Annotated in this window: 13 protein-coding genes, 1 tRNA gene and 1 pseudogene; 12 read left to right on the forward strand and 3 right to left on the reverse strand. The window is 68.6% G+C overall.

Annotated elements, in window-relative coordinates; translation table 11 throughout:
- Position 1: 1 nt before the first annotated feature.
- The 6 genes and pseudogenes from AB0F91_RS24005 to AB0F91_RS24030 all read left to right on the forward strand — a co-directional run bounded on the left by AB0F91_RS24005 (position 2) and on the right by AB0F91_RS24030 (position 6,107).
- A complete protein-coding gene (locus AB0F91_RS24005) occupies positions 2-1,279 on the forward strand; it encodes a deoxyguanosinetriphosphate triphosphohydrolase (RefSeq protein ID WP_360600624.1) in 1,278 nt (425 codons plus the stop codon).
- 110 nt (positions 1,280-1,389) lie between these two features.
- Positions 1,390-2,478 carry a serpin family protein gene (locus tag AB0F91_RS24010; RefSeq protein ID WP_360600626.1) on the forward strand — a complete coding sequence of 363 codons (1,089 nt, stop codon included), beginning with the start codon at positions 1,390-1,392 and terminating at the stop codon, positions 2,476-2,478.
- A 110-nt stretch (positions 2,479-2,588) separates the two neighbouring features.
- Positions 2,589-4,310: a glycosyl transferase gene (locus AB0F91_RS24015; protein WP_360600668.1), complete on the forward strand. Its 1,722-nt coding sequence runs from the start codon at positions 2,589-2,591 to the stop codon at positions 4,308-4,310.
- Between the two features lie 24 nt (positions 4,311-4,334).
- Positions 4,335-4,421: pseudogene (locus AB0F91_RS24020) on the forward strand (CPCC family cysteine-rich protein); the annotation flags it as partial.
- Between the two features lie 175 nt (positions 4,422-4,596).
- Positions 4,597-5,163 carry a carboxymuconolactone decarboxylase family protein gene (locus AB0F91_RS24025; RefSeq protein ID WP_360600628.1) on the forward strand — a complete coding sequence of 189 codons (567 nt, stop codon included), beginning with the start codon at positions 4,597-4,599 and terminating at the stop codon, positions 5,161-5,163.
- A 77-nt stretch (positions 5,164-5,240) separates the two neighbouring features.
- Positions 5,241-6,107 (forward strand): GNAT family N-acetyltransferase, encoded by an 867-nt coding sequence (locus tag AB0F91_RS24030; protein ID WP_360600630.1) that lies wholly within the window; start codon positions 5,241-5,243, stop codon positions 6,105-6,107.
- A 21-nt stretch (positions 6,108-6,128) separates the two neighbouring features.
- Here the strand turns inward: AB0F91_RS24030 and AB0F91_RS24035 are convergent, their stop codons facing one another.
- Positions 6,129-7,082, reverse strand: a complete 954-nt coding sequence (locus tag AB0F91_RS24035) for a sigma-70 family RNA polymerase sigma factor (RefSeq protein WP_360600632.1) — start codon at positions 7,080-7,082, stop codon at positions 6,129-6,131.
- Positions 7,083-7,134: 52 nt separating this feature from the next.
- On the opposite strand from AB0F91_RS24035, the gene dnaG reads away from it, so the two are divergent.
- The 3 genes from dnaG to AB0F91_RS24050 are packed head-to-tail and all read left to right on the forward strand — an operon-like array spanning position 7,135 to position 10,390.
- The gene (gene dnaG / locus AB0F91_RS24040) at positions 7,135-9,045 is read left to right on the forward strand and encodes a DNA primase (RefSeq protein WP_360600634.1); all 1,911 of its coding nucleotides are present in this window, start codon (positions 7,135-7,137) and stop codon (positions 9,043-9,045) included.
- Between the two features lies 1 nt (position 9,046).
- Positions 9,047-9,571: a hypothetical protein gene (locus tag AB0F91_RS24045; protein WP_360600636.1), complete on the forward strand. Its 525-nt coding sequence runs from the start codon at positions 9,047-9,049 to the stop codon at positions 9,569-9,571.
- A 54-nt stretch (positions 9,572-9,625) separates the two neighbouring features.
- The gene (locus tag AB0F91_RS24050) at positions 9,626-10,390 is read left to right on the forward strand and encodes a trans-aconitate 2-methyltransferase (RefSeq protein WP_360600638.1); all 765 of its coding nucleotides are present in this window, start codon (positions 9,626-9,628) and stop codon (positions 10,388-10,390) included.
- 46 nt (positions 10,391-10,436) lie between these two features.
- On the opposite strand, the gene AB0F91_RS24055 is transcribed toward AB0F91_RS24050, so the two are convergent.
- A complete protein-coding gene (locus AB0F91_RS24055; protein ID WP_360600640.1) occupies positions 10,437-10,613 on the reverse strand; it encodes a hypothetical protein in 177 nt (58 codons plus the stop codon).
- 165 nt (positions 10,614-10,778) lie between these two features.
- On the opposite strand from AB0F91_RS24055, the gene AB0F91_RS24060 reads away from it, so the two are divergent.
- Together AB0F91_RS24060 and AB0F91_RS24065 are read left to right on the forward strand one after the other, a co-directional pair.
- Positions 10,779-10,851 (forward strand) — tRNA-Asn (locus AB0F91_RS24060).
- An 847-nt stretch (positions 10,852-11,698) separates the two neighbouring features.
- Positions 11,699-12,013, forward strand: a complete 315-nt coding sequence (locus tag AB0F91_RS24065) for a GNAT family protein (RefSeq protein ID WP_360600642.1) — start codon at positions 11,699-11,701, stop codon at positions 12,011-12,013.
- Between the two features lie 376 nt (positions 12,014-12,389).
- Here the strand turns inward: AB0F91_RS24065 and AB0F91_RS24070 are convergent, their stop codons facing one another.
- A complete protein-coding gene (locus AB0F91_RS24070; RefSeq protein ID WP_360600644.1) occupies positions 12,390-15,779 on the reverse strand; it encodes a glycosyl hydrolase in 3,390 nt (1,129 codons plus the stop codon).
- Positions 15,780-16,088: 309 nt separating this feature from the next.
- Between AB0F91_RS24070 and AB0F91_RS24075 the strand changes: the two genes are divergently transcribed.
- Positions 16,089-17,174 carry an IS630 family transposase gene (locus AB0F91_RS24075; protein ID WP_360600646.1) on the forward strand — a complete coding sequence of 362 codons (1,086 nt, stop codon included), beginning with the start codon at positions 16,089-16,091 and terminating at the stop codon, positions 17,172-17,174.
- Positions 17,175-17,437 lie beyond the last annotated feature (263 nt).

The raw sequence follows: 17,437 nt of genomic DNA on the forward strand, positions 1-17,437 counted from the left end.
GGTGAGCGACGGGTACTCCGAGTACGACCGCGCCCGGGTGCTGGCCGAGGCACCCAAGGGCGCGGCGCTGGCCGGCGCGCGGCCCGACGGGCGCAGCGACTTCGCGCGCGACCGCGCCCGCGTGCTGCATTCGGCCGCGCTGCGCCGGCTGGCGGGCAAGACGCAGGTGGTCGGCCCCGGCGAAGGGGCCGAAGTCAGCGGCGTGCCGCGCACGCGGCTCACGCACTCTCTGGAGGTCGCGCAGATCGGGCGCGGCATCGCCGAGGAGCTGGGCGCCGACCCGGACCTCGTCGACACGGCGGGGCTCGCGCACGACATCGGGCACCCACCGTTCGGGCACAACGGTGAGCAGGCGCTCGACGACGTCGCCCAGGCGTGCGGCGGGTTCGAGGGCAACGCGCAGACGTTGCGCATCCTCACACGCCTCGAACCGAAGTCCCTCGACGACGCCGGTGCGCCGGCGGGCCTGAATCTCACGCGCGCCTGCCTCGACGCGACCACGAAGTACCCGTGGCGGCGCCGGCCAGGGCAGCAGAAGTACGGCGTGTATGCCGACGACGTGCCGGTGTTCGAGTGGGTGCGCTCCGGGGCGCCGGGCGAGCGGCGGTGCCTCGAGGCCCAGATCATGGACTGGTCCGACGATGTGGCCTACTCCGTCCACGACGTCGAGGACGGAGTGCTGGCGGGGCGCATCGCGCTCGGTGTACTGGCCGATCCGGACGAACGCGCGGCCGTCGCGGAGGCCGCCGCACGGCACTTCTCCACGCTGTCGGCGTCCACTTTGGAGGGCGCGGCCAAGGAGCTGCTCGACCTGCCCGTGGTGGCCGCCCTCGTCCGCACCGCCCCGGACGGCTCGCTGCGCGGGCAGGTGGCGCTGAAGCAGCTGACGAGTGAGCTCGTGGGCCGCTTCGCGTCCGCCGCGGTCACCGGCACCCGCAGCGTCTACGGCGAGGGCCCCCTGCTGCGCTACGGCGCCCGCCTCGCCGTCCCGGACCAGGTCGCGGCGGAGGTCGCGCTGCTCAAGGCGCTGGCCCTGCGTTACGTCATGAGCGACCGCCGCCGCCTCGCCATGCAGGACGGCCAGCGCGAGCTCATCGCGCAGCTGGTCGCCGCCCTCCTGCGCCGCGCCCCGGAGTCCCTGGACCCGCTTTTCGTGCCCCCGTGGCACGCGGCCGCCGACGACGCCGCGCGCCTGCGGGTGGTGGTCGACCAGGTCGCCTCGCTCACCGACGCGCAAGCCCACGAATGGCACCGCTGGCACGTGGGCCGGCACGCCTGACCAGTCGCTGCCTCGACCCCGGGCCGGCCGGAGGCGAGAAGCGGGGGCGGCGAGGCTTCGGCTGATCGGTTCCGTGCCGCCGGAACCACCCGGTCGGGTACGGTCGCCGCATGGCCGTGGACAGCCACTTGGACTTCACGCTCGCCCTGCGACGCACCGCCGCGGCGGGTGGGGGCGACGCGTGTTTTTCGCCGTACTCCGCGGCCAGCGCGCTGGGTCTGGCGGCCCGGGCCGCGCGCGGGCGGACCGCCGAGGAGCTGCGCGAGCTCCTGGCCACCAGCGAAGTCGACCTCGACGCGCACGCCGCGGTGCTGCGCGACGCCGCGACGCTCGGCGACGAGGCCGAGCTGGCCGTCGCCAACACACTGTGGGCGTCCGACGCCATCACGGTCGAGAGCGTCTTTCTCGAAGAGCTCGTCACCTGGCCCGGCGGCAAGGCCGAGACCGCGCCCTTCACCACGGATCCCGAAGCCGCGCGCGGGCTGATCAACACCGACGTGGACCGGATCACCCACGGCCTGATCCCGGAGCTGCTGCCCTCCGGCACGATCAGCGCCGACACCCGCGCCAGCCTCGTCAACGCGCTCTACCTCAAGACCGCCTGGCGCCACCCGTTCCCCGACGGCGCCACGGCGCCCGCGGACTTCCACAGCCCCGGAGCCACCCGCCGGGTGCCGACCATGCACCTCGAAGAGACCGTCGGGTACCACCGGGCCGATGGCTGGCAGGTCGTGAGCCTCCCCGCGCAAGGCGGCGTCGAAGCCGTCGTCCTGCTCCCGGACGGCGACCTCGCACCCGCCGAAGCCGGGCTCGGCACCCAGAACCTCAAGCGGCTTCTCGACGGCCCGAAACGCCGCAAGGTGCGCCTCTCGCTGCCCAAGATCAAGCTCGACGTCCGCACCGACCTCGACGGCGCCCTGCACGCGCTGGGCGTGCGCGAGATGTTCACCCAGGACGCGGACCTCACCGGACTCACCGCCACGCGCCCGCTGTGGGTCGACAGCGTGGTGCACCAGGCCGTGCTGCGCCTCGACGAGCAGGGACTCGAAGGCGCGGCCGCCACGGCGATCCAGATGCGCACGATGTCCCTGTCCACGGCCGAGCCGCTCGAAGTCGCGGTGGACCGGCCGTTCCTCCTGCTCGTCCGGCACGCCGGCACCGGCGCGGTGTACTTCTTCGCGCGGGTGGTGCGCCCGTAGTGAGTCTTTTCCAACCGGAAGCGAGGACCGAGCTGATCCCCGCCGTCCCCGGGCCGTCCGCGCCCGCCGCCACGCCGAGGCTGCGCCCCTCGTGGGCCGACGCCGGCATCATGGCGGCCTTCCTCGCGTTCGCCTTCATCCTGTACGGCGGTCTCTGGGGCGACCTGGGCACGGGCTACCTGTGGAACAGCGCGTCGGACCAGAACCTGTGGGAGTGGTTCTTCGACGTCACCGCGAAATCCGTGCTGCACCTGCAGAACCCGCTCAACTCGGACCTGCAGAACTACCCGCTCGGCGTGAACATGATGGCCAACACGGCCATGCTCGGCGTCGGGATCCCGCTCGCGCCGATCACGCTCGCCTTCGGCCCCACGGTCACGTGGGCCATCGCGCTCACCGGCAGCCTCGCCGGCACCGCGGCCGCCTGGTACTGGGTGTTCTCGCGCCACCTCGTCCGACACCGCGCGGCGGCCGCGATCGGCGGCGCGGTGGCCGGGTTCGCGCCGTCGATGATCTCGCACGGCAACGCGCACCCGAACTTCGTCGCGTGGTTCGTGCTGCCGTTCCTGGCGCTCAAGGTGATCCACCTGGCGCAGGGCCGCAAGCTCGTGCGCAACGGGATCTGGCTCGGCGTGCTCACGGCGTACCAGATCTTCCTCGGCGAAGAGCCGCTGCTGATCTTCGCGCTGGGCTTCGTGATCTTCGCCGTCGCCTACCTCGCGTCGCGCCCGCGGGAGATCAAGGCGATGGTGCGGCCGCTGCTGCTCGGGGGCGCGCCGGCCGTGGTGATCACCGGCGTGCTGGTGGCTTTCCCGCTGTGGTGGCAGTTCTTCGGCCCGCAGAGCTACTCCGGGCTGGAACACGGCCCGGTCGGCAACGACCTCGCCGCGTTCACGCGGTTCGCCGCGCAGTCGATCGCCGGCCAGCCGGACGCCGCCGCCGACGTGTCGATCAACCGCACCGAGGAGAACGCGTTCTTCGGCTGGCCGCTCATTGCGCTGATGGTCGTGGTCACGATCTGGCTGTGGCGCGAGGCCGTCGCGCGCTCGCTCGCGATCGCGATGTTCCTCATGGCCTGGCTGTCGATGGGCGTCGAGCTCATGGCGGTGCACGTGGACACCGGCGTGGCCGGGCCGTGGAAGCTGCTGGCGGACCTGCCGCTGTTCGATTCGCTGCTGGAGTCGCGCCTGGCGATGGCGTGCGTGCCCGCGATCGGCGCGCTGCTGGCGATCGCCACCGAGCGCGTGTTCGCCACGGCCGAGACCCTGCCGGACCCGGAAGACGGCGGGCACCGGCTGCCCCTGCGCCTGCTCTGGATGGGCGCGGTGGTCGCCGTGCTCCTTCCGATCGCGCCGACACAGCTGCTGGTCAAGGACCGCCCGCCGACGCCGGCCTTCTTTGCCGACGGCACCTGGCGCACGTACGTCGCCCCCGGTGGCACCGTGGTGCCCGTCCCGCTGCCCGGCTCGGGTGAGTCGGAGCCGCTGCACTGGCAGATGGACGCGGGACTCGGCTACGCGATGCCCGAGGGCTACTTCGTGGGCCCGAGCGGCCCGGACGACAAACGCGGCCGCTACGGCTCCTACCAGGTCCCCACGTCCACCCTCCTCGACCGCGTCCGCGACTCCGGCCAGGTCCAGCCCATCACCGACGCCGACCGCGACCAGACGATCAAGGACCTGCGCTACTGGAACGCCAGCGTGCTCGTCCTCATCCCGCGCGAGCACGACGACGCGTACCGCGCCACCGTCGAGCTGCTGCTGCGCAAACCCGCGCAGTTCGTGGACGGGGTGTGGATCTGGGACGTGCGCGCGGTCACGGCCCGCCGTTAGCGGACGGTTCAGTACCCCTGCCCGTGCTGTGGGCATCTGGTGTTCGAGGAACCACCGGGCTCCCACGCGATCTGCGCCGTGTGTTTTTGGGAAGACGACTCGATCCAGCTGCGGGCGATGGAGCCTCGCTTCACCGGCCGCGTACGCCCGGCCACTGCAGCCGAACCGATCGACCGAGGCTGGCGCCAGGTTGATCCCGCCGTCGACGACTTCGAGCCACGGTCCGCTGTCACACCCGCGCTCGCTGTCTCGTTCCTCCGTCAGCACCGACGAAGAGGAGACGACCATGTCCCGCATCCCGGCGAAGCGCACCACCGAGGCCGGCCCGCTGCTGAAGCTGTTCTACCGGTTCGCCGGGAAGCGCTTCGGCGCCGTGCCCGAGCCGATGGCCGTGGTGGCCCACAACCCCGGGCTGCTGCGCGCGACCGTGGTCCACGAGCTGATGGCCGAGAAGGCGTCGAAGCGGCTGCCCGCCAACGTGCGTGAGCTGGCGGTGTACCGCGTCGCCACGCGGATCGGGTGCTCGTGGTGCGTGGACTTCGGCACGATGCTGCAGCGCCACGAAGGCCTCGACATCGAGCGGCTGCGCCGCATCGACGACTACGCGACCTCGTCCGCGTTCTCGCGCGCCGAGCGGCTGGCGGTGGCCTACGCCGACGCGATGTCGGGTGCGCAGGTGAGCGTGACCGACGAGCAGGTCGCCGAGCTCGAAGCCGAATTCGGCCGCGCCGGCGTGCTGGAGCTGACCTACCAGATCGCGCTCGAGAACTCCCGCGCGCGCATGAACAGCGCGCTCGGCATCGTCGACCAGGGCTTCACGTCGGGCGACGCGTGCCGGGTGCCGCTGCCCTGAGCGGCAGGCGGTCCGGACCGCCGGGTGCCCCGGCAATTCGGGTGCCCGTTCCGGCCTGAAGGTGTTTCATCACCACCGTGGCCATCGAACTGAGCACACCGGACGCCGGCCGGCTCGGCGACGTCGTCCGCGCTCTCCGCGACTGGCAGCACGACGCCGCGCCGATCCAGCTGCACCCGGGCGACCTGGGCTGGTACTGGCGGTTCGGCGCGGACGCGACGGCGGCGGCGGTCCGGACCTGGAGCCGGGACGGACAGTTTCTCGCCATCGGGTTCCTGGACGGTCCCGACGTGGTGCGGATGACGGTGGCGCCCTGGGCTTGGCGTGAGGAGGAGCTGGCTCACCGGCTCGTCGCGGACGTGTCCGAACCACGACGTGGCGTGCTGCCGGACGCAACGGCCTCCGTCGAGGCGCCGGACGGCACCCGGGTGCAAGAGCTGCTGTCCGAGGTCGGCTGGAGCCTCGGCGAGCAGTGGACGCCGCTGCGCCGCGACCTCACCCGGCCGGTGGAACAACCGGGTTTGCGGACCGAGGTCGTCGCGCCCGGGCAGGAGTCCGAGTTCACCGCTGTCCACCGGTCGGCGTGGGGCCACCCGCGGTTCACCGACGAGCTGTGGCGCGCGATGACGGCGGGGTTGCCCGGTACCGACGCACGGTGCCTGCTCGCTCGCGACGAGAGAGGCGTTCCCGTGGCGGGGGTGACGGTGTGGTCCGCCGGTCCGGGGAAGCCGGGCTTGCTCGAACCGATGGGCGTCCACGCCGATCATCGCGGGCGTGGGTACGGCCGAACGATCTGCGTCGCCGCGGCGGCCGAGCTCGAGAAGATGGGTGCGTCGAGCGCGCTGGTCTGCACCCGGAGCTCCCTCGACGCCGCGGTCGCGACCTACGAGTCGGCCGGTTTCCGGCGCCTTCCCGAGCGGCTGGACCGAACGCGAGACGCCTGACGCCGATCCGCGCTTCGGTGCTCAGGCGCTCGAGCCCGCCTCGGGCCGCGTGATGTGCGTGAGCTTGTCGGGGTTCACGATGTCGTAGATGGCCACGATGCGGCCGTCGCGCAGGCTCATGGACTGCACGTGCTCGTCGACGGAGAGGAACCCGTCGTGCCCGGGCATCGGGGGGAGCCACAGGCCGAGGTCGCCGTTGACCAGGATCGGCGCGCCACGGCTGATCACGCCGGGCTCATACTTCTGGATCAGGCCCAGGAAGAAGCGCGTGAGCTTGTCGGCGCCGACCATGATCTGGCGTGTGGTGCGGCCCTTGCCGTCGGAGTCGCCGATGAGCACGACGTCCGGGTGCAGCACCTCGGCCATCGCCCGGATGTCGCCGGCCAGCAGCGCGGTCACGAACTTCTCCAGCACCTGCTGCTGCTCCGTCAGCTCGGCCCGCGGCGGCGGGTCGGCGCTCTCGAGCGCGCGCCGCGCCCGGGAGCCGTGCTGGCGGGCGGCGTCGGGCGAGCAGCCGAGGATCCCGGCGATCTCCGCGAAGGGCACCGAGAACGCGTCGTGCAGCACGAACGCCACGCGCTGCTCGGGAGTGAGCTTGTCGAGCACCACCAGCGCGGCCATGCGGATGCCGTCGTCGCGCACGGCGGCTTCGAGCGGGTCCTCGCTCACCCGCGCGCCGAAGGGCGTCACGATCGGCTCGGGCAGCCACTGGCCCACGTACTGCTCGCGCCGCGCGGGCGCCGAACGCAGGCGGTCGAGGCAGATGCGGCCGACGACGGTGGTCAGCCAGGCCCGCAGGTCGCGGATGCCGGCGCGCCCGGCGTCGTCGAGCGCGGCCAGGCGCAGCCACGCTTCCTGCACGGCGTCCTCCGCGTCCGAGCGGGTGCTCGTGAGCCGGTAGGCCACCCCGATCAGGTGGCCGCGGTGGGCGGCGAACTGACGGGCGAGGTCGTCGAGTGCCGTCGGCGTGCGCATGAGGCCGAGTGTGCCGCAAAGCCACCGGGGAGGGAGAACTATTGTGGATACCGTGGCAGGACGGATTCGGGAGAGCGACATCGCGGAGGTGCGTGAGCGCAACCGGATCGACGAGGTCGTGGGGGAGTACGTCGCGCTTCGGCGCGCCGGGGGCGGCAGCCTGAAGGGGCTGTGCCCGTTCCACAACGAGAAGACCCCGTCGTTCAACGTGCGCCCCACGCACGGCACGTTCCACTGCTTCGGCTGTGGCGAGGGCGGCGACGTCATCAAGTTCATCCAGAAGATCGACCTCGTGTCGTTCGTCGAGGCGGTCGAGCGGCTGGCGGACCGCGTCGGCCTCCGGCTGAACTACGAGGGCGGCGGCGGGAGCGTGCAGCGCGACCGCGGCACGCGTGCGCGCCTCATCGAGGCGCACCGCGCGGCGAGCGAGTTCTACATCGAGCAGCTGGTGACCGACGAGGCGCGCGCGGCGCGTGACTTCCTCGCCGAGCGCGGCTTCGACGCCGCCGCGGCCAAGCAATTCGGCTGCGGCTTCGCCCCGGGCGGCTGGGACAAGCTCACGAAGCACCTGCTCAACCGCGGGTTCGAGGTCAAGGAGCTGCTCGCGGCGGGGCTGTCCAAAGAGGGCCAGCGCGGCCCGATGGACCGCTTCCACCGGCGGCTGGTGTGGCCGATCCGCGACGTCGGCAACGACGTGGTGGGCTTCGGCGCGCGGCGCCTGTTCGACGACGACCGCATCGAGGCGAAGTACCTCAACACCTCCGAGACGCAGATCTACAAGAAGTCGCAGGTCATGTTCGGCCTCGACCAGGCCAAGCGCGAGATCGCGAAGCGCCACCAGGTCGTGGTGGTCGAGGGCTACACCGACGTGATGGCGATGCACGCGGCCGGCGTGCCGACGGCCGTCGCGTCGTCGGGCACGGCGTTCGGCGAGGACCACATGAAGGTGCTGCGCCGGCTGATGATGGACGACGACGCGTTCCGCGGCGAGATCATTTTCACCTTCGACGGTGACGCGGCGGGCCAGAAGGCCGCTCTCAAGGCGTTCGAGGGCGACCAGACCTTCGCCGGCCAGACCTACATCGCGGTGGCGCCCGACGGCATGGATCCGTGCGAGCTGCGCATCGCGAAGGGCGACGCGGCCGTGAAGGACCTCGTAGCGCGCCGGACGCCGCTGTTCGAGTTCGTGATCAAGAGCACGCTCAAGCAGTTCGACCTCGACTCGGTCGACGGCCAGGTCTCGGCGCTGCAGAAGACCGTGCCGATGGTCGCGGCGATCAAGGACCGCGCGAGCCGCGACGGCTACGCGTCCAAGCTCGCCTGGTGGGTCGGCTGGCAGGACGTGGCGCAGGTCGTGAACCGCGTGCGCGGCGCCGCCGGGGCCACGGCCAAGCGCGGCGGGCAGACGCCCCAGCTGCGTCAGCCCGTGTCCCGGCAGGCCCCTGCGCAGCAGCCGGAAAAGCAGGACCTGCCGCGGCCCGCCCCCGGCGACCCGCGGTTCATCGGCCAGCGCGAGGCGCTCAAGGCCGCGCTGCAGCAGCCCGCGATCGCCGGGCCGGAGTACGACTCGCTGCCCGAAGAGGCGTTCACGCACCCCGTGTACGTCGCGGTGCACCTGGCGTTGCTGAAGGCCGGCGGCGCCGCATCGGGGCTCACCGGCTCGGCCCTGCTCGACGCCGCGACGCAGCACTGTCCGGAAGGGACGGTGCGGCGCGTGCTGAGCGAGCTCGCCGTGGAACCGTTGCGCGCCTTGGGAGAAGTGGACTCGCGCTACATTTCCGGCGTGCTCGCGGGGGTGCAGGAAAGCCTCGTCGGCCGCCAGATCGGCGAGATCAAGTCGAAGCTGCAACGCCTTTCGCCGGTCGAGGCGCCCGACGACTACCGCGCGCTGTTCGGCGACCTCGTAGCGCTGGAGCAGTACCGCAAGTCGCTTCGCGAGCAGGCCGCGTCCGGATGGGACTGACATGGGCTGGCTGAACCGTCTGATGGGCCGGGGACTCCCCGCGGACTTCCCGGGCGAGCTCGCTGCGGGCGAGAACGTGATCGCGGTCGCGGGCGTCGAAGGCGGCGGCGAGCTCGTGGTGACGAGCCTGGGCCTGTGGATCCCCACCGACGACGGTCCCCGCCGCGTCTTCTGGCACCTCGTGGCCAAGGCCGCGTGGGGTGACGGCGTCTTCGAGCTCACGGAGTCCGAGGAGACGGGGGAGGCGGGCGCCGTGATGGTGGTCACCGACCGCCCGCCCGTGCGGTTCCGGCTGCCCGCGCCCGGCAAGGTGCCGCCGCAGGTGCGCCTGCGTGTGGACGGCTCCGTGCGCTCCCGCCACCGCCATGACTTCGGTGCCGGCGGCGGCGCGTGGTTCGTGCAGCGCAAGGTTCCCGGCCGCGACGGCACGGTGCTGCAGGTCCGCCCCGACCCGGGCACCGACCCGGCGCTGGTGGAGGCGATCGCCGGAGAAGTCGCCGAGAAGCTGGCCAACCCGGGGGAGTGAGCAGTACGCTCGTACTCAGTACGGGCGTACGGTTTAGCTTTCGGGAGGTTCGCCATGTGGGATCCGGCCAAGTACCTCGACTACGCGGACCTCCGGGGCCGCCCCTTCTACGACCTGATCGGGCGAATCTCGGCCGACGCCCCTCGCCGCGTCGTCGACCTGGGCTGCGGCCCGGGCAACCTCACGCTCGAGCTGGGCCGCCGCTGGCCCGGCGCCGTTCTCGAGGCCCTGGACAGCTCGCCGGAGATGGTGGACGCCGCCCGCGCTCGCGGACTGGACGCGCACGTCGCCGATGTCCGCGAGTGGGCGCCGCGCCCGGACACCGACATGGTCGTCTCCAACGCGGTGCTCCAGTGGGTGCCGGGCCACGACGACCTGCTGCGCCGCTGGGTCTCGCAGCTGCCCTCGGGCGCGGTGCTGGCCGTGCAGGTGCCGGGCAACTTCGGCGCCCCGTCGCACCGCATCACGCGCGAGCTGGCGGCCTCCCCGGCGTGGTCCTCGCGCCTGGCCACCCTGGTCCTGCGCGAGGACGAGGCGGTCTCGTCGCCCCTGGAGTACGCCTCCCTGCTGGCCGATGCGGGCTGCCTCGTCGACGCCTGGGAGACCACGTACATGCAGCGCCTGGCCGGCGAGAACGCAGTGCTGGAGTGGATCACCGGCACCGCCCTGCGGCCCGTCCGCGCCGCCCTCCCGGACGACGACTGGGCCGCCTTCCGCACCGAGCTCGCCCCGTTGCTCGACGACGCCTACCCGACCCGCGCGGACGGCACGACGTGGTTCGAGTTCCGCCGCATCTTCTTCGTCGCGCGGATCCCCTGAGGTTTTCCAGGTGCGCTCACGGACCCCTGGGCGGTACGTGTGCGGCTCAACGCCCCCGGCCGAACTTCTCGCCGACCTTGGCCCGCGCCACTCCCGCGGCGCCCTGGACCATCGGGTGGTCGATCACCTTGCGGTAGGTGCGCACGATCTGCTCGTACCGTCCCCGGCCGGCCTTGGTCCCCAGCACGTATCCCAGACCCACGCCCAGCAGGAACTTCTTCATCAGTGGCCACGCCTCTCGTCAGTCGGACTTCCGACTCTCCATTGTCCAGCAATCCGGCGCCCCCTGGGCGTGATCCGCGAAGAGGGCCCCCCTGTTCGGGTGGCGCAGGTGGTGCGCTAAAGTTCTTTCCATCGCGCCGGAGATCCGGTGCACAACCGAATACGATCCCCTGTAGCTCAACTGGCAGAGCATTCGGCTGTTAACCGGAGGGTTCTTGGTTCGAGTCCAAGCGGGGGAGCAAAGCCCAGGTCACAGGCCTGGGCTTTTTTGCTACCCGCAAGTAGGGGCGATTAAGGGCCGATAAAACTTCGGGTTCCTGACGGCCGGTGGGCCATGCCCGTGCCGACCAGGTAGCCCATCGGTGGACACTCGGGTAGCTGGTCGGTGACGCCCGGGCAAGGTCCTTTCGGCTGGTCACAGGAGATCCTGCGGTGTCGTGGGTGTGTCGGCTGTTCTTGTCGTGTTTCCGACCGCTCGGGCTCGCCTGTGCTGGATCGTGTCGTGCGGTCCAGCGTGGCCTGGTGGCCTGCTGTGCGGCGGTTGGCGTGGTGATCGGCGTGATCGGGTCGTTTCGGCGGTGAGCACTGGGCCTCGGCCCGGGTCACCCGCCCGCCGGCCCAGCCCTGGAGTTGCACAGCTGAGCTGTCGCTGCTGACCCGGGCGATCCGCAGCCTGCAGGGGAGACCGCGCGACGTGCCGGTGATCCCCTTGCCCTCGCCCGCACGTCGGTGTTGCGCATGTCATCTTCTTCGCGGAGGCGTGCTGCTCGGAACAATCGATGGCATCTTCGATGAAGTCTGGGAGGGAGCCGGGACGGCGCCCCGGCCCCGTGGCTGAGGTCGCGGCGGCTCTGATCAGATCGAGGGCGAGCGCTGTGTGGCGTTTCGCAGGCGTTCACACGGGTCCGAGCGCGCGCTGAGTCCTGTTGACCAACTCGGCGTCACCGATGATTCCCTCATTCGCCAGCCGAAACCGCGAAGCTGCACAGGCACTGATCGACGGCGCGGTCAGCGCGCCAAGATCCAGCCGAGGAACGAGTACTACTTCGGCCTGACCCAACCCGACGACGACCACCTCATCGGGCTTTGCCGGCTTGGCCTGACCGGCGTGCGCGCAGCGAAACTTGGCTACGCGGTCCTCGCCGAGCGCCGGGGGAGGGCTACGCCCCGGACGCGGTGCGCAGCGCGCCTGACTTCGCCGGGCCGCTGGATCTGCACCACGTCACGGCGGCGATCGGACCCGACAATGTCGCTTCACCGGCGGTAGTGGAACGTCTTGGGTTTGTCCGCGAAGGCGTCCGCGACCACGTGTTCACGATGGCGCGTGGCGTGATTCGATCCTGTTGGGGGTTGTGGGTCCACCGAGTGCGCTGTAGCGGCGTTCAGTGCTGTAGTGCTTGAGCTTAGGGTGCAATGGGCCCGCGGTGCCGTCGGCGTTGCTGGCGAAGGCCTGGAGGTGGGGCCCATTCGGTGTGCAGCGTGCGGTTGAGACGTTCGACTGTACCGTTCTGCCGGGGCAGTGGGGCTTGCTGAACTTCTGCCGGACGTTGCTCGGCGCAGACCTCGTTTCGAGGATCAACGGTAAGCCTAGGCGTTGTCGGTCATCAGCTGTCGGATGCGGGTGATGCCGTGGCCGGTGACGCGTCTCGAGCCTGGTTCGAGTTCTCCGCAGCTCAGCCCCTTTGCCGAGCGCGACGTCGCCGGGGCGGGGATGGTCCCGGCGCGCATGAGCGCCGCGACCATCCCCGCGGATGTGGTGATCAGCGCGGCGTGCGGATCACTGCCCGGCTTGGTGGGGATGACCTGGGTGTTCGACTACTGCGACGGTGAAGGTCTCGAGTGAGACATTGCCTTGCAGGCCGTACGATGCGACTGCACCGGCGACGCTGTTGGCGGCGGGCAGGTTGGGATAGCCCAGGGCCCTCATCTGGTTGCGCAGCGAACTCGATACCTCGATCTTGATCGTGTTGGTGCCGGCTTTGAGGGCGGAGCTCACGTCGATGCGTCCGGCGATGAAGTCGTAGGCGGGGACCTTCTTTCCGTTGATCCAGATTTGGGCCAGGGCACCATCGGTGGAGCCGATGTTCAGGTATGCACCGTTTGAGGAATTCCACGAACCGGGCAGGCTGAATGTGGTGCTGTAGGTACCGACACCCGATACCGAGGCCGGTTCCTGGACTGTGAACGTCATGTCCTTCCAGGGGATGAGCCGGGTCGTGCCCACGTTGATCTCGGTCTTCTTTGTGGTGTAGTAGACCTCTTTGGTGGTGTAGCCCTTGCGCGCTTCGGTCAGGGTCTTCTTGTCTCCGGGTGTCCAGCTGGTGACTACCAGGTTCCATTGCGCGTTGGTCAGGTTGATGTTGGCCGGTACGGAGATGTTCTTGGTCACGGTGGTGCCGTCGGCCAGTTTCGCGGTGTATCGGCCGGAATCCGTGGCGAGGATGGCTACGCCGTCGGCGGTCACTACGCCCTGTGGTGCATTGGTGCTTCGCAGGGGTGCGGGAGTCTTGGTTTCCAGGTCGATGGCGATCACTGTGGTCTGTCCTGGTGCGAGAGTCACGTCGAACGAGGTGCGTCCGCCGGAGGTCTTGTACAGGGCAAGTGCCTCGATGTCGCTTGACCAGGTGTCGATGCGGTACGGCTTGCCGACCGCGCCGACGCTGATGGTCGTCGTCACGGTCTCGGCGTCGATGGGATTGTTGAAGTAGTCGCCGCGCTTTTCCATGAAGTTGTAGGCCCACACGTACACGGTGTCCTTGGTCCTGCGCATGGCCGTGAGAACGGTTTGGTTCGGTGTGGCGTATTCGGCGCGGGGTCGCACTCCTAGCCGCTTCAGGGCGTCGTAGACCCCGGTCTTGCCGTAGTAGTACTTTTCTTCGTAGTCCTCGGCGCTCGGGTCGGGGGAGGTTGCGCTCTGGGGAACGTTCGCGTTGACTTCTTTGACGTTCGGGAGCTTCTTCAGCCGTGCCATCACCTTCGCCAGCTCGGCGTCGGTACCGTCGTTGCCGAGGGTGTGCACTGCCGCCTTGGCGTTCAGGTAGTTCCTGGTCGCGCTCAGCGTCTCGACCAGACCGTTGACGATGACAACCGGAAGACCCTGTCGAGCCAACTGGTAGATCGCTTCAGCGCTTTTCAGCCGGATGGAATCCTGGTAGATGATGACCGCCTGGTACCCGACGTTTTCGGGAATCAGGCCATCGGTCTTGGTGTATTTTATGCTCTTGTTCTCAAGAATCTCGGGTGCGAAGTATTCGTAGGTGTACCCGTTGTCCTGGAGTTCGAGGTCCTTGAAGTAGTTGGCCCTCCGGTGCCGCATGAAGTCGGGGTGGGGGTGGTCGCTGTTGAAGGCGTAGTCGGTGCGCAACATCGCCAGATCCATTTGTGGCTTGCCCTGCTGCAGCACGGCTTGGGTGCGCGCGATCATCGGCATGTAGTCGGTGTACTGCGTGGACTCCGGCTGGCGCGGACCCCACCGCTCCGAGTACCGGGCGTACATGCCTTCGTGGCCCGGCCAGTAGGTGCCGTCCCACGGGTTCGACGGGTCGTGGGAGTCGGCACCTGAAATGCTCGAATAGCCGTGGAACACCGTGTGGCTGACGCCGGAAGCGAACTGGGTGTTGATGATCTGCATGAATCGATCCTGCGGCCAGGCGTAGTTTTCGCCGCTGATTGCGCCGGTCTCACTGGAGTAGCGTAACCCATGAGCGTGGGCCGCACCTGCCAGCGTCCTCTGTGAATCCAACTGGTTTCCGAAATCAAGCGATTCGGTCTCCACGTAGTCCACCGCTTGGGCCGGCGTGGTGATCTCGTAGCCCACGTTGTAAGAGATCTCGGCGCGCAGCTTCATGTTCATGTCGTCGTTCAGGTAGGCGCGAAGCGGCTTGAGAACATTGTCGGTGTACATATCCGTGATTGTTTGGAAAAAATCGTTGCGAACCTTGTTCACTGCCACCTGGTCGGCACCAATGGTCAGGAATGAGGACAGTCCCGCCCTGCCGTCCTTCCTGATGACGTGGGGTAGGTATGGTTCGAGACTGTAGCCGCGGCGTTTCTGGAACTCGCTCATGAGTGTGGAGCCCCAGAATTCACCGCCGTTGGAGTTGCTGGTCGAGATCTCCAGCGAGTCCATGTACATCTCGCCGCGGCCGTTGTCGATGATGGCTTTTTTCAACTCGTGGTCATTGAAGATGTGTTTCTTGTAGTAGTCGATGAACGCTGCCATGCCGGCAGGGTCGATGTAGTTGATGGTGACGTTCGTCGTGGCCGAGGGTGTCGGTGCCTGGCCGGTCGCCTGCATCCAGAACGCGTAGATGTCCCAGGTCCCGGTGCCCGCCGGGGTCCAGTTCAGGGAGTAATTGGCTTTGCCGGTGGGGTCCTTCATGGTGCTTTGATTCACCGGCGCGCCGTTGAGGGTGACCTTGCCGGTCAGCACGACCGACTGGTCGGTGTAGCTCATGGTGCCGGAGATGCTGCCGTCAGCGGTGACCGAGCCGGTGTTGTCATCTGCCCGTTGTAGTGCGACTACGGAGATCAGATCCTGCCGCACGGTTCCGGCCACCGTCATCACTGAGCGCATCAACGTGCCGCTGAATGCGGTACCGCCGGTGGCGGTCTGGATGGCGTAGCCCAGTGCTTTGCCTGCGCCGTCGTCGTCGAACTTGAGGTTTTCGATGGGCAGGTTCGCGTTGGCCCAGTGTGTGCCGCTGGTCATGGAGAAGCCCATGCCGTATTTGTTGGCTTCTTGGATGATGAGCTTTGTGTCGTTCTTCCACTCATCAGACCCCCAACTGTAGATCTGCTGCGGGGTCTTGCCGGTGGTGTTGTTGACAAAGACCGTGTCGCTCAGGTCGCTGTCCACATTGGGCTCAGGCATGCAGACGATCTCGACCGAGCCGATGCCCATGTCGTGGAGCATCTTCATGTCGGCCTTGATGGTCGCGTCGGTGTGCAGCCCTTCGGCCAGCCACCACCGCGTGCCCGGCCGGTACTTGCCTTTCGGGCTGTCCAGCAACGCGTGCTGCGCCTTGATGAACTTGTCGGCGACACTCGCCGACGAAGCCTCGGCAGAGCCGGCTCCGACCAAACCTGAGAGCGCCAGCGCCATGCCGACTCCGCCGCTGATCTTGAGAAAATCTCTGCGATCGAAGCCGGAATTGCTGTCTTCCATCGGTCCTCCTGGGACAGGCGGGGAACGGTTTTTGCTTTGGTGAATGGATTTGGGAGCGTTGCGACGCCGTATGGCCGGCCGCAGTTGCAATTGCCTGGTCGCCGCCCGCGCGCGTGGCGGCATCGGCGGGCAGAAAATGAAGCTCGGGGCCCCGACGGGTGTGCAGTTGGCCGAGTAGATGTATGACGAGCGCGGCGACGGCGGAAAATGCCGCTACACCGTTGTCCAGACCTCGCTGATGTCGGCGTCACTTGACCCACCATCTAGTGTCCTGAGTCGGTAGTTCGTGGGCAGCTGTAGGGTGTGGTGATGCCGAGCCCGAAGCTTGACCCCGTGGTGCTCTCTGATGAGGAACGGTCGGTGTTGACCGGGTGGGCGCGTCGCCGCAAGACCGCGCAGGCGCTGGCGTTGCGAGCCCGGATTGTGTTGCGCTGCGCCGAGGGCGGGTCGATCGGCGAGGTCGCCGGGGATGTGGGTGTCTCACGGAACACGGTGTCGAAATGGCGGTCGCGGTTTGCCGAAGACCGGCTGGAGGGTTTGTCGGATGAGCCTCGCCCTGGCCGGCCGCGCCTGATCACTGACGAGCGGGTGGACGCGGTGATCACCAAGACGCTGGAGGAAACGCCGGGCCGGGACACGCACTGGTCGACTCGCTCGATGGCCTCGGCCACGGGGATGTCGCAGTCAGCGATCTCGCGGATCTGGCGGGCATTCGGGCTCAAACCGCACGCGATCGAGACCTGGAAACTGTCCACGGACCCGCAATTCGTGGACAAGGTCCGCGATGTCGTCGGCCTCTACATGAGCCCACCCGAGAACGCGCTGGTCCTCGCGGTCGACGAGAAATCCCAGATGCAGGCGATCGATCGCACCGCACCGATTCTGCCGATCATGCCCACCACCCCGGCACGGATGACCCACGACTACGTCCGGCATGGCACCACCAGCCTGTTCGCCGCCTTCGACATCTCCAGCGGCTCGGTGATCGCACAGCACTACCGTCGACATCGCCATCAGGCGTTCCTGCGGTTCCTGAAGCTGATCGATGCCGCGGTCCCGAAAGACCTGGACCTGCATCTGGTGCTGGACAACTACGCCACCCACAAGACACCCAAGGTCAAGGAATGGCTGATCCGGCACCCGCGGTTCCACCTGCACTTCACACCGACCAGCAGTTCCTGGCTGAACCTGGTCGAACGATGGTTCGCCGAACTGACCAACCGCAAGCTGCGCCGCTCAGCCCATCGCAGCGTCACCGAACTAGAACGCGACGTCCGGTGCTGGATCAACGAATGGAACGCCGACCCGAAACCGTTCGTCTGGACCAAGCCAGCCGACCAGATCCTGGAAACCCTCTCCGCATACTGCCAACTAATTAACGACTCACGACACTAGGGCACCCGGGCAAGATCCTCGAGGCCGCCCAACACCCCGCCACCTCGTGGCTGGTGCGGCCGACGGCGGGACTGTAAGACGAGCGGTGTAACTCCCGATCATGGAAGTGCACCTGATGACCGAGATGATGTCCGGCGTGGAGAACGCTGAAGAGTCGCCGTCCGAGGCCGGCCTGGACGGCCTGGACGACGAGCTTGTCGAGCATTTGGTGGGCCGCGCCAAGGCCGGTGGGCTGAAGCTGACCGGTGAGGGCGGGGTGTTGC

Source organism: Amycolatopsis sp. NPDC023774 (assembly GCF_040639695.1).
In the GTDB taxonomy this organism is placed as follows: Bacteria; Actinomycetota; Actinomycetes; order Mycobacteriales; family Pseudonocardiaceae; genus Amycolatopsis.

Coding starts and splice junctions, on each gene's coding strand:
- AB0F91_RS24015 (WP_360600668.1), top strand. CDS start 2,589: ATGGCGGCCTTCCTCGCGTTCGCCTTCATCCTGTACGGCGGTCTCTGG.
- AB0F91_RS24055 (WP_360600640.1), bottom strand. CDS start 10,613: ATGAAGAAGTTCCTGCTGGGCGTGGGTCTGGGATACGTGCTGGGGACC.
- AB0F91_RS24035 (WP_360600632.1), bottom strand. CDS start 7,082: ATGCGCACGCCGACGGCACTCGACGACCTCGCCCGTCAGTTCGCCGCC.
- AB0F91_RS24045 (WP_360600636.1), top strand. CDS start 9,047: ATGGGCTGGCTGAACCGTCTGATGGGCCGGGGACTCCCCGCGGACTTC.
- AB0F91_RS24025 (WP_360600628.1), top strand. CDS start 4,597: ATGTCCCGCATCCCGGCGAAGCGCACCACCGAGGCCGGCCCGCTGCTG.
- AB0F91_RS24010 (WP_360600626.1), top strand. CDS start 1,390: ATGGCCGTGGACAGCCACTTGGACTTCACGCTCGCCCTGCGACGCACC.
- AB0F91_RS24070 (WP_360600644.1), bottom strand. CDS start 15,779: ATGGAAGACAGCAATTCCGGCTTCGATCGCAGAGATTTTCTCAAGATC.
- AB0F91_RS24075 (WP_360600646.1), top strand. CDS start 16,089: ATGCCGAGCCCGAAGCTTGACCCCGTGGTGCTCTCTGATGAGGAACGG.
- AB0F91_RS24050 (WP_360600638.1), top strand. CDS start 9,626: ATGTGGGATCCGGCCAAGTACCTCGACTACGCGGACCTCCGGGGCCGC.